The 19,190-nt window shown below is 64.7% G+C and carries 21 protein-coding genes and 1 other RNA gene; 5 read left to right on the forward strand and 17 right to left on the reverse strand.

From position 1 onward, the window contains the following. Nucleotides 1-26 precede the first annotated feature (26 nt). The 11 genes from HYH08_RS36585 to coxB all read right to left on the reverse strand — a co-directional run bounded on the left by HYH08_RS36585 (nucleotide 27) and on the right by coxB (nucleotide 9,978). Nucleotides 27-305, reverse strand: a complete 279-nt coding sequence (locus HYH08_RS36585; protein ID WP_220014676.1) for a hypothetical protein — start codon at nucleotides 303-305, stop codon at nucleotides 27-29. A 15-nt stretch (nucleotides 306-320) separates the two neighbouring features. After that, nucleotides 321-2,672 (reverse strand): TonB-dependent receptor, encoded by a 2,352-nt coding sequence (locus HYH08_RS36590; protein WP_220014677.1) that lies wholly within the window; start codon nucleotides 2,670-2,672, stop codon nucleotides 321-323. 225 nt (nucleotides 2,673-2,897) lie between these two features. After that, entirely contained in the window at nucleotides 2,898-3,266 is a 369-nt protein-coding gene (locus HYH08_RS36595; protein WP_220014678.1) for a nuclear transport factor 2 family protein, read from the reverse strand. A gap of 117 nt (nucleotides 3,267-3,383) precedes the next feature. Beyond that, nucleotides 3,384-4,136, reverse strand: a complete 753-nt coding sequence (locus tag HYH08_RS36600; RefSeq protein WP_220014679.1) for an SURF1 family protein — start codon at nucleotides 4,134-4,136, stop codon at nucleotides 3,384-3,386. Continuing rightward, nucleotides 4,133-4,531, reverse strand: coding sequence for a DUF983 domain-containing protein (locus HYH08_RS36605; protein ID WP_220014681.1), 399 nt, complete (start codon nucleotides 4,529-4,531; stop codon nucleotides 4,133-4,135). Before HYH08_RS36605 ends, HYH08_RS36600 begins: the two co-directional genes overlap by 4 nt. 96 nt (nucleotides 4,532-4,627) lie before the next feature. Beyond that, nucleotides 4,628-5,524, reverse strand: coding sequence for a cytochrome c oxidase subunit 3 (locus tag HYH08_RS36610; RefSeq protein ID WP_220014682.1), 897 nt, complete (start codon nucleotides 5,522-5,524; stop codon nucleotides 4,628-4,630). Between the two features lie 78 nt (nucleotides 5,525-5,602). Beyond that, nucleotides 5,603-6,247, reverse strand: a complete 645-nt coding sequence (locus HYH08_RS36615; protein ID WP_220014683.1) for a cytochrome c oxidase assembly protein — start codon at nucleotides 6,245-6,247, stop codon at nucleotides 5,603-5,605. A gap of 5 nt (nucleotides 6,248-6,252) precedes the next feature. Next, a complete protein-coding gene (locus HYH08_RS36620; protein ID WP_212241564.1) occupies nucleotides 6,253-6,429 on the reverse strand; it encodes a cytochrome c oxidase system small membrane protein in 177 nt (58 codons plus the stop codon). Further along, nucleotides 6,426-7,370 carry a heme o synthase gene (locus HYH08_RS36625; RefSeq protein ID WP_220014684.1) on the reverse strand — a complete coding sequence of 315 codons (945 nt, stop codon included), beginning with the start codon at nucleotides 7,368-7,370 and terminating at the stop codon, nucleotides 6,426-6,428. The genes HYH08_RS36620 and HYH08_RS36625 overlap by 4 nt, the downstream gene beginning before the upstream one ends. A gap of 61 nt (nucleotides 7,371-7,431) precedes the next feature. After that, nucleotides 7,432-9,051: a cytochrome c oxidase subunit I gene (gene ctaD / locus HYH08_RS36630; RefSeq protein ID WP_220014685.1), complete on the reverse strand. Its 1,620-nt coding sequence runs from the start codon at nucleotides 9,049-9,051 to the stop codon at nucleotides 7,432-7,434. Nucleotides 9,052-9,138: 87 nt separating this feature from the next. Continuing rightward, complete coding sequence (gene coxB / locus HYH08_RS36635; RefSeq protein ID WP_220014686.1) at nucleotides 9,139-9,978, reverse strand: cytochrome c oxidase subunit II; 840 nt, start codon at nucleotides 9,976-9,978, stop codon at nucleotides 9,139-9,141. 447 nt (nucleotides 9,979-10,425) lie between these two features. Here coxB and HYH08_RS36640 point away from each other — a divergent pair, with 447 nt between their 5' ends. Continuing rightward, complete coding sequence (locus HYH08_RS36640; protein ID WP_502789365.1) at nucleotides 10,426-10,986, forward strand: invasion associated locus B family protein; 561 nt, start codon at nucleotides 10,426-10,428, stop codon at nucleotides 10,984-10,986. Between the two features lie 213 nt (nucleotides 10,987-11,199). On the opposite strand, the gene HYH08_RS36645 is transcribed toward HYH08_RS36640, so the two are convergent. Beyond that, nucleotides 11,200-11,688, reverse strand: coding sequence for a GNAT family N-acetyltransferase (locus HYH08_RS36645; protein WP_220014689.1), 489 nt, complete (start codon nucleotides 11,686-11,688; stop codon nucleotides 11,200-11,202). An 89-nt stretch (nucleotides 11,689-11,777) separates the two neighbouring features. Here HYH08_RS36645 and tldD point away from each other — a divergent pair, with 89 nt between their 5' ends. The 3 genes from tldD to HYH08_RS36660 all read left to right on the forward strand — a co-directional run bounded on the left by tldD (nucleotide 11,778) and on the right by HYH08_RS36660 (nucleotide 14,673). After that, nucleotides 11,778-13,205, forward strand: a complete 1,428-nt coding sequence (tldD, locus tag HYH08_RS36650; protein WP_220014690.1) for a metalloprotease TldD — start codon at nucleotides 11,778-11,780, stop codon at nucleotides 13,203-13,205. Next, on the forward strand, nucleotides 13,202-13,978 hold the full coding sequence (gene lepB / locus HYH08_RS36655) for a signal peptidase I (RefSeq protein WP_220014691.1): 777 nt from the start codon (nucleotides 13,202-13,204) through the stop codon (nucleotides 13,976-13,978). The genes tldD and lepB overlap by 4 nt, the downstream gene beginning before the upstream one ends. A gap of 128 nt (nucleotides 13,979-14,106) precedes the next feature. Further along, complete coding sequence (locus HYH08_RS36660; protein ID WP_220014692.1) at nucleotides 14,107-14,673, forward strand: nucleotidyltransferase family protein; 567 nt, start codon at nucleotides 14,107-14,109, stop codon at nucleotides 14,671-14,673. A 9-nt stretch (nucleotides 14,674-14,682) separates the two neighbouring features. On the opposite strand, the gene HYH08_RS36665 is transcribed toward HYH08_RS36660, so the two are convergent. From HYH08_RS36665 to ffs, 5 genes are all read right to left on the reverse strand, one after another. Beyond that, complete coding sequence (locus HYH08_RS36665; protein WP_220014693.1) at nucleotides 14,683-15,123, reverse strand: hypothetical protein; 441 nt, start codon at nucleotides 15,121-15,123, stop codon at nucleotides 14,683-14,685. Nucleotides 15,124-15,151: 28 nt separating this feature from the next. Beyond that, nucleotides 15,152-15,754, reverse strand: coding sequence for a recombination mediator RecR (recR, locus tag HYH08_RS36670; RefSeq protein ID WP_220014694.1), 603 nt, complete (start codon nucleotides 15,752-15,754; stop codon nucleotides 15,152-15,154). Between the two features lies 1 nt (nucleotide 15,755). Next, nucleotides 15,756-16,076 (reverse strand): YbaB/EbfC family nucleoid-associated protein, encoded by a 321-nt coding sequence (locus HYH08_RS36675; RefSeq protein WP_220014695.1) that lies wholly within the window; start codon nucleotides 16,074-16,076, stop codon nucleotides 15,756-15,758. 27 nt (nucleotides 16,077-16,103) lie between these two features. Then, nucleotides 16,104-17,945, reverse strand: a complete 1,842-nt coding sequence (locus HYH08_RS36680) for a DNA polymerase III subunit gamma/tau (RefSeq protein ID WP_220014696.1) — start codon at nucleotides 17,943-17,945, stop codon at nucleotides 16,104-16,106. Nucleotides 17,946-18,040: 95 nt separating this feature from the next. Further along, nucleotides 18,041-18,137: signal recognition particle sRNA small type (ffs, locus tag HYH08_RS36685), an RNA gene on the reverse strand. A gap of 183 nt (nucleotides 18,138-18,320) precedes the next feature. Between ffs and HYH08_RS36690 the strand changes: the two genes are divergently transcribed. Then, nucleotides 18,321-19,175 (forward strand): transporter substrate-binding domain-containing protein, encoded by an 855-nt coding sequence (locus tag HYH08_RS36690; RefSeq protein ID WP_220014697.1) that lies wholly within the window; start codon nucleotides 18,321-18,323, stop codon nucleotides 19,173-19,175. The last annotated feature ends 15 nt before the right edge of the window (nucleotides 19,176-19,190 follow it).

Below are 19,190 nucleotides of genomic sequence, written 5' to 3' on the forward strand. Positions count from 1 at the left end.
GATGCGCGGAACGTCGGCCCCATGGTCTAGGACGCGACTGGGCGGAGCAGGAAAACCACAGCCAAGCTCAGTGCCGTGACACCACCGAGCCAGAGCGCGACGCGGACCAGCGCCGGCTCGGCAAACGACCAGATGATGACGCCGAGATAGATCAGGAAGCCCAGCATCGAGCCCAGCGTCGCGGCCTCGCTCCGTTCCATGCCCACCGTTGCCACCGCAATCATGGCCAGCGCAGCAATGAACGCGGAGGTGCCGAGGTAACCTCCGAGGATGGCGAGAGCGGTCCTGGCAAGGGTTTTGGTCACGATGGGGCAAAGCCGTCAGAAGTTGAATGTGGTCGAGACCAGATAGGTCCGGGGCGCACCGAGCGTGATCACGCCGCTATAGGCGGACGCCCAATACGACCTGTTGAACAGGTTCTCGATGTTGGCGCGGACCACTATCGGCTTGCCGTTCCAGGGCGACGTGAACGTATAGCGTGCGCCGACATCGACCCTCGTCCAGTCCGGCAGCGACAAGGTGTTGGCGAGGTCGACATATTGCGAGGCGGTATAGATGACCCGCCCCGTCAGCGTCAGGTCGCGCACGAAAGGCGTGTCCCATTCCGCGCCGATATTGGCGGTGATGGGCGGCACGCCGATGGCGTCCCTGCCGTTGTTGGAGGCGAGCGTCGCCTGCTCCTGGACGCCGTTGATGAAGGCGACGCCGCCGAGCAACCGGATCGCCGGCGTGACCTCGCCGAAGACGTTGAGTTCGACGCCGCGGTTGCGCTGCCGGCCGTTGAGCTGCTGCGAGGGCAACGGTACGCCGGCGACAGTGACGATGCTCGGCTGCGAGATGTCGAATCCGCTCATGGTGACGGTGAGACGTCCCGCATCGATCTTGATGCCGGCTTCGGCCTGCTTGGTCTGGCCGGGTGGAAACACGGTGCCAATGTTCGAACACAAGCAGGAGACAACGGCCGGCGTCTGCAAGCCCTCGATATAGTTGGCGTAGAGCGAGATCTGTTCGACCGGCTTGACGACGACGGCGTAAGCCGGCGTCCACACCGACGTGTCCTGCTCGGGCCTGCTCGATGCTGGGGTCAGATAATTCGTCACCGAGCTTCCCGCCGTCTGGCGCCGGACGCCGACCGTGAACTGGAGGCGCTTGTTCCAAAGCGACATCGTGTCCGACACGCCGACGCTCCAGAGATCGACATTGGTGAGCTGGTTGGCGCCGAGAACCGTGAAATTCGGCTTCGCGATATTCGTCGGTTCGGTGTACAGGTTCCAGTAGATCGAGCCGGTCGCCGGCGTCAGGACGCGCTGGCTGTACGTCCTGTCGTTGATCGAATAACCGACATTGACCGCGTGATTGACTGGACCGGTGTCGGCATTGATGCGAACTCCGGCTTCGCCGGCAAGGGTCTCGAACGTCTCCTTGCCGGTGAAAGGCGTCGAGCGCAGGCCGCCCAGCTGGAATGCACCGGGAGGTGACGAGACCGCGCCGGCAACCGCGTTGCTGATAATCGGCGACGGATAGGCATAATTGATGTTGCTGTCGTGGTAGCCGAACGCGGCATAGGCGGTCATCCAGTCGGTGACGTCCACCTCGCCGCGGACCGTCGAGAAGAAATCCGTCGGATGATAATAGGCCCACGAGGGCTCGAAATTCAGCCCGGCTTTCGGCGGCGGCGGAACGACGGTCGAGCCGACGGTGAAGAAGCGCAATGGCGGGTTGAGGACGTCGGCCTGATAGCCGATATCGACGGCCGCGCGGACCGTCTCGCCACGATAGTCGAGGCCGAGCGCAACGTTTCCGAGTTCGTCGTTCTGACGATTCCACGGTGTGTTGCCGTTCGAGTAGGTCTGGTTCAGGCGGACGCCCCACTCCTTGTGCTCGCCATATCGCCTGCTGACGTCGATCTGCTCGCCGAACTGCGACCTGGACACGTACGTGCCGGTCAATTGGGTGATATCGACGTCGGGCGCGTGCTTGGTGACGAGATTGACGCTACCGCCGACCGCGCCGGCGCTGGTCGCGCCGGTGCCGCCGACCGTCATTCCGTTGAGCACTGCGCTCGGCCCCTTCAGGACCTCGACGCGCTCGACGAAATTCGCCCCGGTCGAGTAATAGGGCGCGATCCCGTAGAGCCCGTTCAGCGCATAATCGCCGCTGTCATAGTAGAAACCGCGAATGAACAGACTGTCCGCGCCGCCGCCGGCCGCTTGGATCACGCGCACCGACGGATCATTGGCGAGGACGTCGCGGATCGTGCGCGCCTGCTGGTTCTTGATCAGTTCGGCGGTGTAGCTGGTCTGGTTGAACGGGGTGTCCATGACGCCGCGATTGCCCAGCAGACCGAGGCTTCCGCCAGTGGCGACCTGTCCGCCGGCATAGGCTGCAGGCGGGGCGCCGAGTGTGCCCGTTGAAGGAGTCACATATGGCACGGGAGCTGCGCTCCGCGGCGCGGCCGCAGCGGTTCGCCGTTGCGTGCGGTCACGAGATGATTGCGGGCGCGGGATCGTCTGCCGGGACTTGGGCTTGGGAGCATCCACTGTCACCGGCGGCAACGTGCTTTGCGCGTAGACGCTCTGACCGGACGGAAAACTCAACGACAGAGCAAGAAAACTGACGGCTCCGAATAACACAGCGCGGACCAAAGGCCTCGACGCAACCACGCATTCCATACTGCACCCCAATCCTGCAAACGCGCAGGTCCCGCGGGGTGCCCTAACACACGCATTTCGGTGCGTGCAGCATCACTGAGATAGAAGATGTCTAAGTAAGACGTGCGCAACGGAGATGGGAAAGAGATGCACGCTTCCAAGGAAAGAGAAGCAGCTTTGTCGGGAAAGAGATGAAAACGATTTCAAACGGCGCGACGGATCATCGCACCCGTGTGCCGCCTGCGATCAGCAGGCGCAGCCGTCGTGCGAATTCTGTCGCGACGGCCGACACAGCGTGCTGTGGATCTTGCCTTCCGCGCTGAAGCGAAACGAGGCGCGGACACGCAGCGAGCCCGCGATGGAATATTCGAGATCGACGCCATCAGGCGCGGGATTGATCTCCTCGAGACCGAAGCCCGCCGAGGCGAATGCGCTGAGCCGCGGCCCCCAATAGGTTTCAAGCTCGCGGCGTCCGCGATAGGAGAAGTGCGGGCCGTTGCAGCTGCATTCGACTTCGGCGTCGTCGGCATAGAGGTCGAGCAGCGTCGCGAGGTCGCCCTTGCGGCAGGCGTCCACCCAATCGATGACAATTCCCATCTGGTCGAAATCGCTCAACACCAACATCCTGTCTGCCGCGAAAACGTGACTGCGGCTTAGGATCACCCTCGTGAATATGTGCTGAATAATAAACCCCGGACGATACCGGGTTCCTCCCGGGAACCTACGGAAAATTCAATCCGCTCGCCGTGCTCTCATCCACACGCCGAATGCGATCAGCACCGCAACTGCAAGTGTAAACCAGGTGATGGCGTATTGCAGGTGATCGTCTTTCAGATGCACGTCGAGCGGACCCGGACGCGGAATGTTGTTCTCCGGCGCGGGCTGTTCGAGATCGACATAGAACGGCGCAACCGCGCCCCAGCCGAGCGCACGCGCGATCGCGAGATGATCGCGCACGAACCACAGCCGCTTGTCGCGATTCTCTGCCGGCGTCATCCAGCCTGCGGCTTCCGGAAAACGCAGATAGCCGGTGAGCGCGACGGGCTGGCCCGTCACGAGCTTCTTCACCGCACGATCCTCGACGCTGCGGTCCTGCATCGTGTTCTCGACGAAGCCCGCATCGATCACGACCATCTCGCCGCTCGGGAGCCGCGCCGGCAGGAAGGCCCAGGTGCCGGGACCCGAAGCATCCTTGCGCACGGCAGAGCCGGACGAATAGACCATCGCATCGGGCAAGGCAGCGTAGGTCGCGGTGAGACTGACGCGGCGGAATTCGTCACGCGCGGGATTGAGCGCAGCCCATTGCGCCGGTGGCGGCAGCGCGATGGCGGCTGCGGCCAGACGCTCGGTGAGCGCCGCGACCAGCTCGTGCTTGGCGGCCCGGCGCTGCAATTGCCAGAGGCCGAGCCCGACGAACAGGGCGATGAGCAACAGCGTGAACAGCGCGAAGCCGGCCACACGAGGCTTGCGCGCGGTCTCGTTCATTTCGCGCGGTCGATCAGTCGGCCCGGCGCCGCCTTGTGGTGGAATTGCAGTGCGATCAGCAGCGACTTCATCGCGCGCAGCGGCAGCAGCGTGGTCGCGAGGATCAGCGGCAGCCACAGCACGGCATGCAGCCAGTATGGCGGCTGGTATTTGACCTCGACGATCAGCGCGCAGGCGACCACGATGCCGCCGGCCAGCATGATGATGAAGATTGCCGGGCCATCGCCGCTGTCGATGAAGGCATAGTCGAGGCCGCAGCGGTCGCAGTTGGGTGCGAGCGTGAGAAAGCCCGCATAGAGCTTGCCCTGGCCGCAGCGCGGGCATTTGCAGGCAAGCCCCCGCAGCGCGCTTTGCAGGACGGTGGTCTGGGACTCGCTGCCGGCAGTGTCGTTCATGACAAAGGACCCTATCACAGTTTCAGCCGAAATGCCGGACGCCGAAAAGCGAAAGGGCGGCCCTGCGGCCGCCCTTTCTGATCGATCGGTCGCGGCTCAGTGCGCGCCGTGCGCCATGGTCTCGGCGCCGTGTCCCCAGACATAGATGCAGAGGAACAGGAACAGCCAGACCACGTCGACGAAGTGCCAGTACCAGGCGGCGAACTCGAAGCCGAGATGCTGCGTCGGCGTGAAGTGGCCGGCATAGGCGCGGAACAGGCAGACCAGCAGGAAGATGGTGCCCACCAGCACGTGGAAGCCGTGGAAGCCGGTCGCCATGAAGAAGGTCGCGCCATAGACGTTGCCGGCGAAGGAGAACGCCGCATGGCTGTACTCATAGGCCTGCACGCAGGTGAAGAGCGCGCCGAGCACGACGGTGAGGATCAGGCCGTACTTCAGGCCCTGCCGATCGTTCTCGAGCAGCGCGTGGTGCGCCCAGGTGACGGTGGTGCCCGACGTCAGCAGGATCAGCGTGTTGAGCAGCGGCAGATGCCAGGGATCGAAGGTCTCGATGCCGTGGGGCGGCCAGGTGCCGGGGACCGCGCAGGCGCCGGCCTGGGTGCCAAGGCCGCAGCCGAACACCGCATCGCGGGTGGCGTGGACGGCGTCGGCCGGGAACAGCGCCGCGTTGAAATAGGCCCAGAACCAGGCGACGAAGAACATCACCTCGGAGGCGATGAACAGGATCATGCCGTAGCGGTGGTGCAGCTGCACGACGCGGGTGTGGTCGCCCTTGTACTGGGCTTCCTTGATCACGTCGCCCCACCAGCTCGCCATGGTGTAGAGCACGCCGACGGTGCCGACGCCGAACACGATCGGCGCAGCCGCGTACATGTGATGCATCCAGCCGATCGCGCCGACCGCCATGATGAAGGCCGAGAGCGAGCCGACCGCCGGCCACGGAGAGGGATCGACGAGGTGATAGTCGTGATGCTTGCCTTGCGCGGTCGCCATTGCCGTCTCTCTCCTCAATCCCGTGCCTGTCAGGCACTTATCCCCTTGTTTCCGACCTTCCGGACCGTGAGCCCGCGGTCAGAGATTTCCCTTGCGTTTGTCGTCCTCGCCGGATGCCAGCGGCTTCACCACCGGATCCTTCACCGGATAGAACGTGTAGGACAGCGTGATCGTGTTCAGCCCGTCGTTCTCGTGATCCTCGGTGATCGATGGATCGACGTAGAACACCACGGGCATCTCGCGCTTCTCGCCGGGCGCCATGGTCTGCTCGGTGAAGCAGAAGCAGTTGATCTTCTGGAAGTAGGAGCCGACCGTCAGCGGCGCGACGTTGTAGGCGGCTTGCCCCGCGGTGGTGCGCGCGGCTTGGTTGGTCACGGTGTAGAACACCGTCACGACCTGGCCGATATTGACCTCGATCTCGTTCTGCTCCGGCTCGAACTTCCAGGGCAGGCCGGGCGCGACGTTGGAATCGAAGCGCACCGCGATCTTGCGCGCGATCGGACCGGTGGCGGGCGCAGAGGTCGCGACCTGCGTCGTGCCGTTGAAGCCGGTGGCGCGGCAGAACCAGTTGTAGAACGGCACCGCCGCGTAGGAGGCGCCGACCATCAGCGCGACCACGCCGCCGCAGATCGAGGCGACCAGCACGTCGCGGCCGAGGCCCTTTGAACGGCCCTTCCTGGCCGTCCGGCTCTGATCCCGCGATATGGTCGGCTCCTGATCCATGTTTCCTACATCGGCCGGACGAGCACGGCCGGTCCCTTGACCATGGTGACGGCGAAGAACAGCACCACGAGCACGCCCAGCGCCAAGGCAATGGCGATCGAGCGCTGGCGACGGCTCTTCAGCTGCGCCTCGGTGAGGACGATTCCATCTGGCTCGGGTTTATCAGCCATTGCTGTGATCATGCGCCCCCAACCATCGGAGCAAGCGCCCGGTAAACGACCTCGGCCAGCAAGGTCGCGAACAGCGCGAACAGATACAGGATCGAGAAGGCAAACAGCTTCCGGGTCGCACGCAGCGATTGGCTGCGCTCACGGCGGATGTAGACGTTGATGGCGAGCACCAGCATGCCGGCACCGAGGATCAGCGAGACCACGCCATAGACCGCATCGAAATAGCCGAGCGCCCAGGGCGCGGCGGCAACCGCGATCAGCACGATGGTGTAGAGCAGGATCTGGAGACGGGTCGCATCGGGGCCGGCGACATTGGGCAGCATCGGGATGCCGGCGCGCGCGTAATCGTCGGAGCGGAACAGCGCCAGCGCCCAGAAGTGCGGCGGGGTCCAGAAGAAGATGATGGCGAACAGCAGCAGCGGCTCGACGTCGACCGTGCCCGTGACCGCGGCCCAGGCCACCACCGGCGGCAGCGCGCCGGCGGCGCCGCCGATCACGATGTTCTGCGCCGTCCAGCGCTTCAGGCCGATCGTGTAGATCACGACGTAGAAGAAGATGGTGAAGGCGAGCAGCGCGCCCGCGATCCAGTTGACGAGGATGCCGAGCGTCATCACCGAGAAGAAGGCGAGCGTCATGCCGAACGCCATCGCCTCGGGGCGGGTGATGCGGCCGCGCGGGATCGGCCGGTTCGCCGTGCGCGACATCTTGGAGTCGATATCGCCCTCGAGCGCCATGTTGAGCGCCCCGGAGGCGCCGGCGCCGACCGCGATGCAGAGCAGCGAGGTGATCGCCAGCACCCAATGGAAATGTCCGGGCGCCATCGCCATTCCGACCAAAGCGGTGAAGATCACCAGCGACATCACGCGTGGCTTGAGCAGCGCGAGGTAGTCGCCAACCTCCGCTTCGGAGATGCGGGGATTGAGGTCGATGGCGTTGTGGTCGAGGACGGACACTAGATTTGACTCACTTCCTGATAGAGCCGCGGCGCCCATCACGGGCGCCGCGAAAGATCGATCACTGCACGCGGGGCAGCACTTCGAACTGGTGGAAGGGCGGCGGCGAGGACAGCGTCCACTCCAGCGTGGTCGCACCCGCACCCCACGGATTGTTGCCAGCCGGCACCTTGCGGGCGAAAGCGTCGATCACGCAGTAGAGGAAGATCAGGACGCCGAAGCCGGAAATGTAGGAGCCGACCGAGGACACCAGGTTCCAGCCCGCGAACGCATCGGGATAGTCGACATAGCGGCGCGGCATGCCCGACAGGCCGAGGAAGTGCTGCGGGAAGAACACCAGGTTGACGCCGATGAAGGTGACCCAGAAGTGCAGCTTGGCGAGGCTCTCATTGTACATGTAGCCCGTCATCTTCGGGAACCAGTAGTACCAGCCGGCGAAGATCGCGAACACCGCACCGAGCGACAGCACGTAGTGGAAGTGCGCGACGACGTAGTAGGTCTCCTGGAGCACGCGGTCGACGCCGGCATTCGCCAGCACGACGCCGGTGACGCCGCCGATCGTGAACAGGAAGATGAAGCCCACCGCCCAGATCATCGGCGCGCGGAATTCGATCGAGCCGCCCCACATCGTGGCGATCCACGAGAAGATCTTCACGCCGGTCGGAACCGCGATCACCATCGTGGCGGCGACGAAGTAAGCCTGCGTCGCCGAGGACATGCCGACCGTGTACATGTGGTGCGCCCACACCACGAAGCCGATGCCGCCGATCGCGACCATGGCGTAGGCCATGCCGAGATAGCCGAACACGGGCTTGCGCGAGAAGGTCGAGACGATCTGGCTGATCATGCCGAAGCCGGGCAGGATCAGGATGTACACTTCGGGGTGGCCGAAGAACCAGAACAGATGCTGGAACAGCACGGGGTCGCCGCCGCCGTCGGGCGCGAAGAACGTCGTGCCGAAATTGCGGTCGGTGAGCAGCATGGTGATCGCACCGGCGAGCACCGGCAGCGACAGCAGCAGCAGGAACACCGTCACCAGGATCGACCACACGAACAGCGGCATCTTGTGCAGGGTCATGCCCGGCGCGCGCATGTTGAAGATGGTGGTGATGAAGTTGATGGCGCCGAGGATCGACGAGGCGCCGGCGAGATGCAGCGACAGGATCGCGAAGTCGACGGCCGGGCCGGGGTGGCCCGAGCTCGACAGCGGCACGTACATGGTCCAGCCGGCGCCGACGCCGTTGGCGCCGGGCTCGCCCTCGACGAAGGTCGACATCAGCAGCAGGCCGAACGAGGCCGGCAGCAGCCAGAACGAGATGTTGTTCATGCGCGGGAAGGCCATGTCGGGCGCGCCGATCATCAGCGGCACGAACCAGTTGCCGAAGCCGCCGATCATCGCGGGCATGACCATGAAGAAGATCATGATCAGGCCGTGCGAGGTCACGAAGACGTTGTAGGTGTGCGTCTCGTGGAAGATCTGCACGCCCGGATACATCAGCTCGGCACGAATCGCGATCGACATCGCGGCGCCGATGATGCCGGCGACGACCGCGAAGATCAGGTACATCGTGCCGATGTCCTTGTGGTTGGTCGAATAGACGTAGCGCCGCCATCCGGTCGGATGGGCGTGCTCGTCATGTCCGTGGGCGTGATCGCCGTGTACCGCTGCGCTCGTTGCCATTTTCAAATCCTGCCTTGCGTCCCGTTCGGACCTTATGCGGTCCTGCCCTTTATGTCGCTGTCAGTCCCTCGAGCCGTCGCCCGGCGCTTATTGCGTCGGGCCGGCCGCGGAGGCGTAGGTGCTGGTGCCGCCGCTCGCATATTTCTTCTTCGCCGTCTCGACCCAGGAGGCGAACTCCTTGTCCTCGACGACGCGGATCGCGATCGGCATGAAGGCGTGGTCCTTGCCGCAGAGCTCCGAGCACTGGCCGTAGAACATGCCGACCTTGGTGGCCTTGAACCAGGTCTCGTTCAGCCGCCCGGGAATGGCGTCGATCTTGACGCCGAAAGCCGGCAGCGCGAAGGCGTGGATGACGTCCGCGCCGGTGACTTGGACACGAATCACCTTGTTGACCGGCACCACCATCTCGTTGTCGACACCGAGCAGGCGGGGCTGCTTGTCCTGGGCCATCAGCGAGTCGAACTCGAACTTGCCATTATCGGGATAGGCATAGGACCAGTACCACTGCTTGCCGGTGGCCTTGACGGTCAGATCCGCCTTCGGCACGTCGAGCTCGAGGAAGAGCAGACGGAACGACGGCACCGAGATACCGACCAGGATCAGCACGGGAACCAGCGTCCAGGCCACCTCGATCAGCGTGTTGTGGGTGGTCCGCGACGGCACGGGATTGGCCCTCGCGTTGAACTTGATGACAACGACCACCAGCAGCGCCAGCACGAACAGCGTGATCAGGGTGATCAGCACGAACAGGAAATTGTGGAACCAGACGATGTTATCCATCACCGGGGAGCCGGCTTCCTGAAGCTTCCACTCCCACGGCGCCGGCTGTCCGAGCTCGGCGAATGCCGCGCCACCCGCGGCCCACGTAAGACCCGCTACGGCCACTCCCAGCAAATGCCGGCCGACCCGACCCATCGACATCCTCATGCCGTTCGCGCTCCCCTTACGAAATCACCCCAAGTGCGTTCCCCTATTTTTGGGAAACGCTTATTCGATCCGTCCGTCCGACAAACCGCCACGCAAGAATACCTCTAAGAGGAATTGGGGCCAGATCGTAAGAGCGCCGAAATCAAGCCTCTCAAACCATAATTCTTGATCTATCGCAATGCGATCTTGAGGCCGGTCTGCCAGCCATCACCCGCAAGATATTTCCTAGTAAGATCAGACAAAAATACCGTTTCGCGGGATGCCGCCGCTTGACAGCGGAATTGCCCGCTGTAGGCACTGGCGGACGGCCGCACAGGAACCTGATTCGTGCCGGCCGTAGCGGCCTCGGCGGCGCGGAATTTGCTTGGGAATTGCCTTCAAGACGCCGTCATTTCCGTATCAGTCCACCCGCGCAAGCGACCCAAGCGAGCAGAGGGACCGACCCCGATGGGGCTTTCGAGATGCATGGCAGGATCGCCTATTCGGCCGCATGACAGCCGTGGCGCGCTGATCGGCCTCGTGGCGGCCGCCCTCCTCCTCGTCTTGCCCGGCATTTTCTTACCAAGTCCTGCCCATGCGCAGGGCGCGGTGCGCTCCGTTCATGGCGACTGGCAGATCCGCTGCGACACCCCGCCCGGCGCCCAGGCCGAGCAATGCGCCCTGATCCAGAGCGTGGTCGCCGAAGACCGCTCCAATGCCGGCCTGACCGTGATCGTGCTCAAGACCGCCGACCAGAAGAGCCGCCTGATGCGCGTCGTCGCCCCGCTCGGCGTCCTGCTGCCCTCCGGCCTCGGCCTCAAGCTCGACAACCAGGACGTCGGCCGCGCCGGCTTCGTCCGCTGCCTGCCCAACGGTTGCGTCGCCGAGGTCGTCCTCGAAGACAAGCTGCTCGGCCAGCTCCGCAGCGCCAAGACCGCGACCTTCATCATCTTCGAGACGCCGGAAGAGGGGATTGGCTTTCCGCTCAGCCTGAACGGGCTGGGTGAGGGGTATGACAAGCTGCCGTAGCGGCTTGCTCGAACGCCACGCTGCCAGTCCCGTCATCCTGAGGCGTGAAGCTTGCGAAGCGAAGCATCGCAAGCTGAGCCTCGAAGGATGAACGGCCGCGCTAGCAGCCGGGCCGTCGCCCTTCGAGGCTCGCCTTGCTACGCAAGGCGAGCACCTCAGGACGACCGGGATGGACTGGGACTCGCCGCAACCGCCAGACAAACCTTGAACGCTCTAAAACAGCAGCGCCATCTGGACCACGTTCTCGTACACGCCATTGACCCTGGCAGCGTTGCGCGACACCCCCTCGACGGCAAAGCCGACCTTCTTGTAGAGGGCGATCGCTCCCGCGTTGTTTTCGTAAACCGAGAGCTCGATCCGCGACAGGCCGGTGGCCTGCGCGGCGGCGAGCGTCCTCCGTATCAGCTGCGTTCCGATGCCCTGGCCGCGAAATGGCTGCAGAAGGCCCATACCGAGGGTGCCGACATGGGCATGGATCGGACCTGATTGCCGCGTGACATCGCACCAGCCGACGACCTCGCCGCCGGAAAGGACGACGAATTGCGGCTGTCCCTGCGCGATCATGCCGAGCACGAATCTGCACGTCGACTCCAGCGGAGGCGCCTCGAGAAAGGCCAGATAGCGCCGTTCCCTGGCGACCGTGTCGAGGGCGCGGTGAAAGCTTTCGATGTGGGCTTCCGATATCGCAATGATTTCAATCATGTCGTTTCGGTAATGTGTCCTGCCCGCCTCTCGCCGAACCGTTCGGAAACCATTATCTTGCCTCACATCCCTCCGACAACGGAAGCCAGATGACCAACCCCGCCACAACCTCCCTGCTCGACCGCGCCAATCTCGACCGCGACCAGGTTCGCCACGAGCTCACGCGCGGGCTCGCCGGCGCCGACGACGGCGAGCTGTTTCTGGAATACAGCCAGACCGAAGCGCTGATGTTCGACAATGGGCGGCTGAAGCAGGCGACCTACGACACCTCGCAAGGGTTCGGCCTGCGCGCCGTCAAGGACGACGCGGTCGGCTACGCCCACTCCTCCGACGTGTCGCTGCCGGCGCTGATTCGCGCCGCCGATGCGGTCGCGGCTGTCCGTGGTGGCTATTCCGGCAGCTTTGCCGCCCCGCCTCCGCACACCAATGTCCGCCTTTACGGCGACGACAATCCGCTCGACGCCCCCGGCTTCGAGACCAAGGTCAAGTTGCTGGCCGAGATCGACGCTTATCTGCGCGACAAGGATCCGAGGGTGCGGCAGGTCAGCGTCAGCCTCGGCGCCACCTGGCAGGTCGTCGAGATACTGCGGCCCGACGGCGAGAGCTATCGCGACATCCGCCCGCTGGTGCGCGTCAACATCTCGGTCGTTGCAGGTCAAGGCGACCGCCAGGAGAGCGGCAGCAAGGGCTATGGCGGCCGCGCCGGCTACGCCGAATTCATCGAAGCCAAGTCCTGGCGCGACGCCGCCGACGGCGCCCTGCGCGAGGCCCTCGTCAATCTGGAATCGATCCCCGCCCCTGCCGGCGAGATGGACGTCGTGCTGGGCGCCGGCTGGCCCGGCGTGATGTTGCATGAGGCGGTCGGCCACGGCCTCGAGGGCGACTTCAACCGCAAGAAGACGTCTGCGTTTGCCGGCCTGATGGGCCAGCAGGTCGCCGCCAAGGGCGTCACTGTCGTCGACGACGGCACGATCGCCTCGCGCCGCGGCTCGCTGTCGATCGACGACGAGGGCACGCCGACCAACCGCACCGTGCTGATCGAGGACGGCATCCTGGTCGGCTACATGCAGGATCGCCAGAACGCGCGGCTGATGAACATGAAGCCAACCGGCAACGGCCGCCGCCAGGGCTATGCCCATGTGCCGATGCCGCGCATGACCAACACCTACATGCTCGCGGGCGACCGCGATCCGGCCGAGATCCTCGCGTCGGTGAAGAACGGCGTGTTCGCCGCGAATTTCGGCGGCGGCCAGGTCGACATCACCTCGGGCAAATACGTCTTCCAGTGCACCGAGGCCTACAAGATCGAGAACGGCAAGCTGGGCGCGCCGCTGAAGGGCGCCATGCTGATCGGCAACGGGCCGACCGATCTGCATCGCATCCGCATGATCGGCAACGACCTCGCACTCGATACTGGCATCGGCACCTGCGGCAAGAACGGCCAGGGCGTGCCGGTCGGCGTCGGTCAACCGTCACTTCTGATGGAACGCATTACGGTGGGTGGAACGGGCGCATGAGCGTTGAAAAGGTAACTGCCGCTCCCAAGCGGAAGAGCAGCGGCTGGGCCGGCCAGCTGATGCAGCTCGCCGGCATCGTCGCCGCGGTGTTCATCGCCAAGGGCGCGCTCGCCGAGCCGTTCTACGTGCCGTCGGGCTCGATGGAGCCGACGCTGCTGATCGGCGACGCGCTGCTCGCCTCGAAATTCCCCTATGGCTACGGCACCTCGTCGCTGCCGATCCAGATCAACCTGCCGGAGACCGGTCGCGTCTTCGCGGAGACGCCGAAGCAGGGTGATGTCGTGGTGTTCCGCTGGCCGGGCGACCGCTCGCAGGCCTGGGTCAAGCGCGTCGTCGGCCTGCCCGGCGACCGCATCCAGATGCGCCAGGGCCAGCTCTTCATCAACGACCGTCCCGCCGAGCTGAAGCCTGACGGGGTCGGCGCGGCCGAGGATGACAATGGCGGCAGCGAGCCCGCCTATCGCTATGTCGAGACGCTGCCGAACGGCGTCTCGCACCTGATCTTCAAGATGCGCGACAATGGCCCGCTCGACAACACGCCCGAGGTGACGGTGCCGGCAGGCCATCTCTTCGTGCTCGGCGACAACCGCGACAATTCCGCCGACAGCCGCGTGCCGCTGCGCTCCGGCGGCGTCGGCCTGTTGCCGGTCGACAATCTGGTCGGGCGTGCGGATGCCGTGCTCGGCTCATGGGATCTCGGCATGCGCGGCCAGCCGGTGTGGACCTGGCTGTCCGGATTCAGGCTCGCGCGGTTCTTCACCGCCGTGCATTGACGGGATCGTAGATCGTAGGGTGGGCAAAGGCGTTCTTACGCCGTGCCCACCGTATTCAACGATGACGAAAGAAGACGTGGGCACGCCGCTACGCGTCTTTGCCCACCCTACGATTTCTGCGATTGCCGATGACCCGCGACGAATTCCTCGCATTGGCGCTCCGCAATCCGGTCAACGTTGCGATCACCGACGAGCTGGCACGGCGCGCTTTGCCGGATGCATGGCTGGTCGCGGGATGCCTCGCACAAACAGTCTGGAACGTGCTCACGCACCGCGCCGTCGATCACGGCATCGCCGACTACGACGTCTTCTATTTCGATCCCGATACCTCATGGGAAGCGGAGGATGCGGTGATCCGCACGCTGCATGCACGGCTCGCGCATCTCGGCGCCAAGATCGAGATCCGCAACCAGGCGCGCGTGCATCTGTGGTATCCCGACAAGCACGGCCTGCCCTACCCGCCGTTGATGCGCTCGACCGATGGGATCGATCGCTTCCTCACCGAGAACACGCAGCTGGGCATTCGGCGCGCCGACAGCGATTTCGAGGTCTACGCACCGCACGGCTTCGACGACGTTGCCAAGTTGATCGTGCGCCCCAATCGCGCTCCGAATTTTTCCGTGGCGAATTACGCGGCGAAAGCGGCGCGATGGAAAGTGCTCTGGCCGGAACTGACCGTGATTGCGGCGGAGTGAGACCGCTCGTTACTGCTTCTTGATCAGGCTCCACTTCGTGATCACGGCCTCGCTCATCTGGCCGGGATCGCTGGCGCAGGCTATCTCGTCCACCTTCACCGAGATCGCCTTGCCGACGAAGGATTTCAACTGATTGGCCTGGGCGTCGCTCGAGGTGACGAGCTGGAACGTCTCGGGCCCGGTCTCGAGATTACACAGCCCGTTCGGCGCCGGCAGGCGGCGCGGCTCGGAGGTGATCTGGTACATCGAAACCCGCTTGCCGGCATTCTTGACGTCGCGGACCTTCATCGCGTTCAGCTCGCCCGAGAGCACCTCGCCGGCGTTGATCGGCTTGCCGGGTTTTGACGGCGGCGGCGCCCCGTCGTCCTCCTGCTGGGCGGAGATGGCCGGCGTCGCCAGCAGCAGCATCGTCGCGGCCAAAGCCAGGTGTGTGGCGAATCGATTCGTCATGTCGTCCGTTTCCGTAATAGCTATATGGCTAGAACAGGGTCCGCTGCCGCATCGCGGCCGACAGCGTGCCCTCATCGAGATAATCAAGCTCGCCACCAACAGGCACACCGTGCGCCAGCCGGGTGACCTTGACGTTGGCGTCCTGAAGCAGGTCGGTGATGTAATGTGCCGTGGTCTGGCCGTCCACTGTCGCATTCAGCGCGAGAATGATCTCGTGCACCTCGGCGGCGTGGGCGCGCGCGACCAGCGCGTCGATGGTGAGGTCCTGCGGGCCGACACCGTCGAGCGGCGACAAGGTCGCGCCCAGCACGTGATAGCGCCCCTGCGTCGCATTCGCCCGCTCCAGCGCCCAGAGATCGGCGACGTCGGCGACCACGACGATGATGGCGCCATCGCGCTTCGGATCGGTGCAGACCGTGCAAGGATTTTGCGTATCGATGTTGCCGCAGGTCTTGCAGACCTGGACCTTGTCGAGCGCAACCTGCAGGGCCGACGACAACGGCATCATCAGCGCTTCGCGCTTCTTGATCAGATGCAGCGCCGCGCGCCGCGCCGAGCGCGGGCCCAAACCCGGCAGCCGTGCGAGCAGCTGGACCAGCCGCTCGATCTCGGGACCTGCAACCGCACCCATATTACTGGCCGAACAGCCCCGGCGGCAGGCCGAGCCCGCCGGTGAGCGACTGCATCTTGTCCTGCACCGCCGTCTCCGCCTTGCGGCGGGCATCGCCGAGCGCGGTGACGAGCAGGTCTTCCAGCACTTCGCGCTCGTCCGGCTTCATCAGCGAGGGATCGATCTTGACCGCCTTGACGTCCATCTTCGCGGTCATGCGCACAGCGACGAGACCGCCGCCGGAGATGCCCTCGACCTCCACATTGGCGAGAGACTCCTGCATCTCCTGCATCTTGGATTGCAGCTGCGCCGCCTGCTTCATCATGCCGAGAAAGTCAGCCATGGGGTTTCGTCCTTGGAAAGGTTTAGCTCAGAGATCGTCGTCGGCTTCGGAACCGTCGGGCGGATCGTCAGTGCCGTAGTCGGCGTTAATATTGGATTCCGGCACCTCGGGGGCAAGCCTGCGGACCTCGACGACCTTCGCACCCGGAAAACGCGACAGCACTTCCTGGACGCGCGGATCAGCTTCGGCGGTGCGCGCATGTTCCTGCTTCGCCGCCTGATTCACCGAACGCAATGTCGGCTGGCCCTGCTCGTTGGAGACGATCACGGTCCAGCGCCGCCCGGTCCACAGCTCGAACTTGCGTGCGAGCTCGGTGATCATGGTCTTGGAGGCGTTCGGCTCGAGCGCGACTTCGAGCCGGCCCTCCTCGAATCGGACGAGGCGCATGTCGCTTTCGAGCGCGCTCTTGGTCATGAGGTCGCGCTTTTGCCCGGCGAGCGCGACGAGCTGGATGAAGCTGGTGATGCGCAGCTGAGGTGCGGCGCCTTGCGGATCCGGCGCGGGCGCCGCCATCTGTGGCCGGGCAGCGCCGCCGCCGAATGCTGATGGCGACGACGTCGGCATGCGCACCGGCGCAGCGGAGGTCACGGACGCGGCGGAGGCCATCGGCCCAGACGGCGCGCTGCTGCGCGCGGGGCCGCCGCTCACGACCGACGAGCCGCCGCCGTTCTGCTCCAGCATCCTGATGGCTTCGTCCGGGGTCGGCAGGTCGGCGACATAGGCGATGCGCACCAGCACCATTTCGGCGGCCGCTGCGGGGCGGGTCGCGGCCTGCACCTCGGTGATTCCCTTGAGCAGCATCTGCCACATCCGCGACAGCACGCGCATCGAGATTTTTGACGCGAAATCCTTCGCGCGGACGCGCTCGGTCTCGCCATAGGCGACGTTGTCGGCGGTCGCCGGAATGATTTTCACGCGGGTGACGAAATTGACGAATTCGGCAAGGTCGGAGAGCACGACGACCGGATCGGCGCCGACATCGTACTGATCGCGGAATTCCTTGAAGGCGCTCGCGATGTCGCCGCGCGCCAGCGACTCGAAGAGGTCGATGACGCGGGTGCGGTCGGCGAGCCCCAGCATCTGCCTGACGGCGTCAGCCTTCACCTGGCCCGCGGCATGCGCGATCGCCTGGTCGAGCAGCGACAGTGAATCGCGCACCGAGCCTTCGGCGGCGCGCGCGATGATGCCGAGCGCCTCGGGCTCGATCTCGACGCTTTCCTTGGTGGCGATGTTGGCGAGGTGCTTCATCAGCACGTCGGCCTCGACGCGGCGCAGGTCGAAACGCTGGCAGCGCGACAGCACCGTCACCGGAACCTTGCGGATCTCGGTCGTCGCGAACACGAATTTGGCGTGCTCCGGCGGCTCCTCCAGCGTCTTCAGGAAGGCGTTGAACGCCGCCGTCGACAGCATGTGGACTTCGTCGATGATGTAGACCTTGTAGCGGGCGCTGGCCGGCGCGTAGCGCACGCTGTCATTGATCTGGCGGACGTCGTCGACGCCAGTGTGCGAGGCCGCGTCCATCTCCAGCACGTCCATGTGCCGGCTTTCCATGATCGCCTGGCAGTGCACGCCCAGCGTGGGCATGTGGATGGTCGGGCCCTTCACCGAGCCGTCCGGCATCTCGTAGTTGAGCGCACGGGCGAGGATACGCGCCGTGGTGGTCTTGCCGACACCGCGGACGCCGGTGAGGATCCAGGCCTGCGGAATCCGCCCGGTCTCGAACGCATTCGAGACGGTGCGGACCACGGCCTCCTGGCCGATCAGATCATCGAAAGAAGAGGGGCGGTATTTGCGCGCAAGAACCCGGTAAGGCGCGTTGCCGGCCTGGCCGGCGCTATCGGGATTTGGAGGGGCGCCAGCGTCGGTCATCGGTCGATCCGCAATGAAATGTCTCTCGGCCGGCTTTTGCGGAAAGGAGCGCGCTGGCGGGAGGCCCGCCGGCGCTGGTTCGCTCGGAAAAACAGGTAGGAGACTGACGAGCGACCCGATCCGGACCTCGTTAGGGCTGCTTCCTTCCGGACCTGACCCGGTTGGCGAGTGGCTCGTCCACCGCCAATCTCCCGGTCCCTATTTGGGGCCAAAGGGCGCGGAAAGCAAGCGGGTATCACCCTGAACGGCTTGATCTTGCCCAGCATCCGGGCAATTCCTGATCTGCCCAGCCGATAGGCTGTGCTTTCGCTGATGGGACCGCCTTGCTAAGAACGCCGCCGGAACTCCATCCAACCAGAAAAGCGATTGATCCCAATGGTTACACGTCGTGATGTTGCATCGATTGTCGGACTTGGCGCTATCGGCGCAGCAACCGCCGGCGCGCTGGCATCTCCGGCCGTGGCCCAGGCGGCCGATCCCAACGAATCGACCTTCGCCCGCATCCGCCGCACCAAGAAGATGCGGATCGGCGCAGTCGGCGGCGGCGCGCCCTATTACATGAAGGACCTCGCCAGCGGCCAGTGGAAGGGCTTCTACGTCGACATCGCCAAGGCACTCGCCGACGACATGGAGGCTGAGCTCGACATCACCGAGACCACTTGGGGCAATTCGGTGCTGGATCTGCAGTCCAACAAGATCGACATCTTCTTCGGTCTCAACCCGACCCCGAAGCGCGCGCTGGTGGTCGATTTCTCCGTGCCGGTCTTCAACAACGCCTTCGGCATCCTCTGCAAGAAGGACTTCAAGCCGAAGAGCTGGGCCGAGCTGAACTCGCCCGACGTCAAGATCGCGGTCGACCAGGGCTCCTCGCATGACCAGGTCGTCAGCCGCCTGACGCCGAAGGCGCAGATCTCGCGTCTGAAGACCGCCGATGATGCCACCGCCGCCTTGCAGACCGGCCGCGTCGATGCGCAGTGCCTGATCACCATGCTGTCGCTGACCGTCCTGAAGAAGAACCCGTCGCTCGGCCAGTTCGTGCTGCCGACGCCGGTGTTCGCGACCACGTCGAACGCGGGCTTCCGCCGCGAGGCCGACAAGACTTGGCGCGACTACGTCAACACCTGGATCGACTTCAACAAGGGCCTCGGCTTCATCCGCAACGCCATCATCACCAACATGGAGCTGGTCGGCGTGACGGAAGCGGACATTCCGCCGGGCGTGTCGTTGTAAGAGCGCCTGACCCTT

Origin of the sequence: Bradyrhizobium sp. BR 10289 (assembly GCF_019455385.1) — a bacterium.
In the GTDB taxonomy this organism is placed as follows: Bacteria; Pseudomonadota; Alphaproteobacteria; order Rhizobiales; family Xanthobacteraceae; genus Bradyrhizobium.

What these genes read in the sequence shown, in the direction of transcription:
- HYH08_RS36605 (WP_220014681.1), bottom strand. Translation starts at nt 4,531, where the DNA reads ATGAACGACACTGCCGGCAGCGAGTCCCAGACCACCGTCCTGCAAAGC.
- HYH08_RS36660 (WP_220014692.1), top strand. Translation starts at nt 14,107, where the DNA reads ATGACCCGCGACGAATTCCTCGCATTGGCGCTCCGCAATCCGGTCAAC.
- HYH08_RS36610 (WP_220014682.1), bottom strand. Translation starts at nt 5,524, where the DNA reads ATGGCGACCGCGCAAGGCAAGCATCACGACTATCACCTCGTCGATCCC.
- HYH08_RS36675 (WP_220014695.1), bottom strand. Translation starts at nt 16,076, where the DNA reads ATGGCTGACTTTCTCGGCATGATGAAGCAGGCGGCGCAGCTGCAATCC.
- HYH08_RS36620 (WP_212241564.1), bottom strand. Translation starts at nt 6,429, where the DNA reads ATGATCACAGCAATGGCTGATAAACCCGAGCCAGATGGAATCGTCCTC.
- HYH08_RS36665 (WP_220014693.1), bottom strand. Translation starts at nt 15,123, where the DNA reads ATGACGAATCGATTCGCCACACACCTGGCTTTGGCCGCGACGATGCTG.
- coxB (WP_220014686.1), bottom strand. Translation starts at nt 9,978, where the DNA reads ATGAGGATGTCGATGGGTCGGGTCGGCCGGCATTTGCTGGGAGTGGCC.
- HYH08_RS36645 (WP_220014689.1), bottom strand. Translation starts at nt 11,688, where the DNA reads ATGATTGAAATCATTGCGATATCGGAAGCCCACATCGAAAGCTTTCAC.
- HYH08_RS36690 (WP_220014697.1), top strand. Translation starts at nt 18,321, where the DNA reads ATGGTTACACGTCGTGATGTTGCATCGATTGTCGGACTTGGCGCTATC.
- HYH08_RS36640 (WP_502789365.1), top strand. Translation starts at nt 10,426, where the DNA reads ATGGGGCTTTCGAGATGCATGGCAGGATCGCCTATTCGGCCGCATGAC.
- tldD (WP_220014690.1), top strand. Translation starts at nt 11,778, where the DNA reads ATGACCAACCCCGCCACAACCTCCCTGCTCGACCGCGCCAATCTCGAC.
- recR (WP_220014694.1), bottom strand. Translation starts at nt 15,754, where the DNA reads ATGGGTGCGGTTGCAGGTCCCGAGATCGAGCGGCTGGTCCAGCTGCTC.
- HYH08_RS36600 (WP_220014679.1), bottom strand. Translation starts at nt 4,136, where the DNA reads ATGAACGAGACCGCGCGCAAGCCTCGTGTGGCCGGCTTCGCGCTGTTC.
- HYH08_RS36680 (WP_220014696.1), bottom strand. Translation starts at nt 17,945, where the DNA reads ATGACCGACGCTGGCGCCCCTCCAAATCCCGATAGCGCCGGCCAGGCC.
- ctaD (WP_220014685.1), bottom strand. Translation starts at nt 9,051, where the DNA reads ATGGCAACGAGCGCAGCGGTACACGGCGATCACGCCCACGGACATGAC.
- HYH08_RS36590 (WP_220014677.1), bottom strand. Translation starts at nt 2,672, where the DNA reads ATGGAATGCGTGGTTGCGTCGAGGCCTTTGGTCCGCGCTGTGTTATTC.
- lepB (WP_220014691.1), top strand. Translation starts at nt 13,202, where the DNA reads ATGAGCGTTGAAAAGGTAACTGCCGCTCCCAAGCGGAAGAGCAGCGGC.
- HYH08_RS36615 (WP_220014683.1), bottom strand. Translation starts at nt 6,247, where the DNA reads ATGGATCAGGAGCCGACCATATCGCGGGATCAGAGCCGGACGGCCAGG.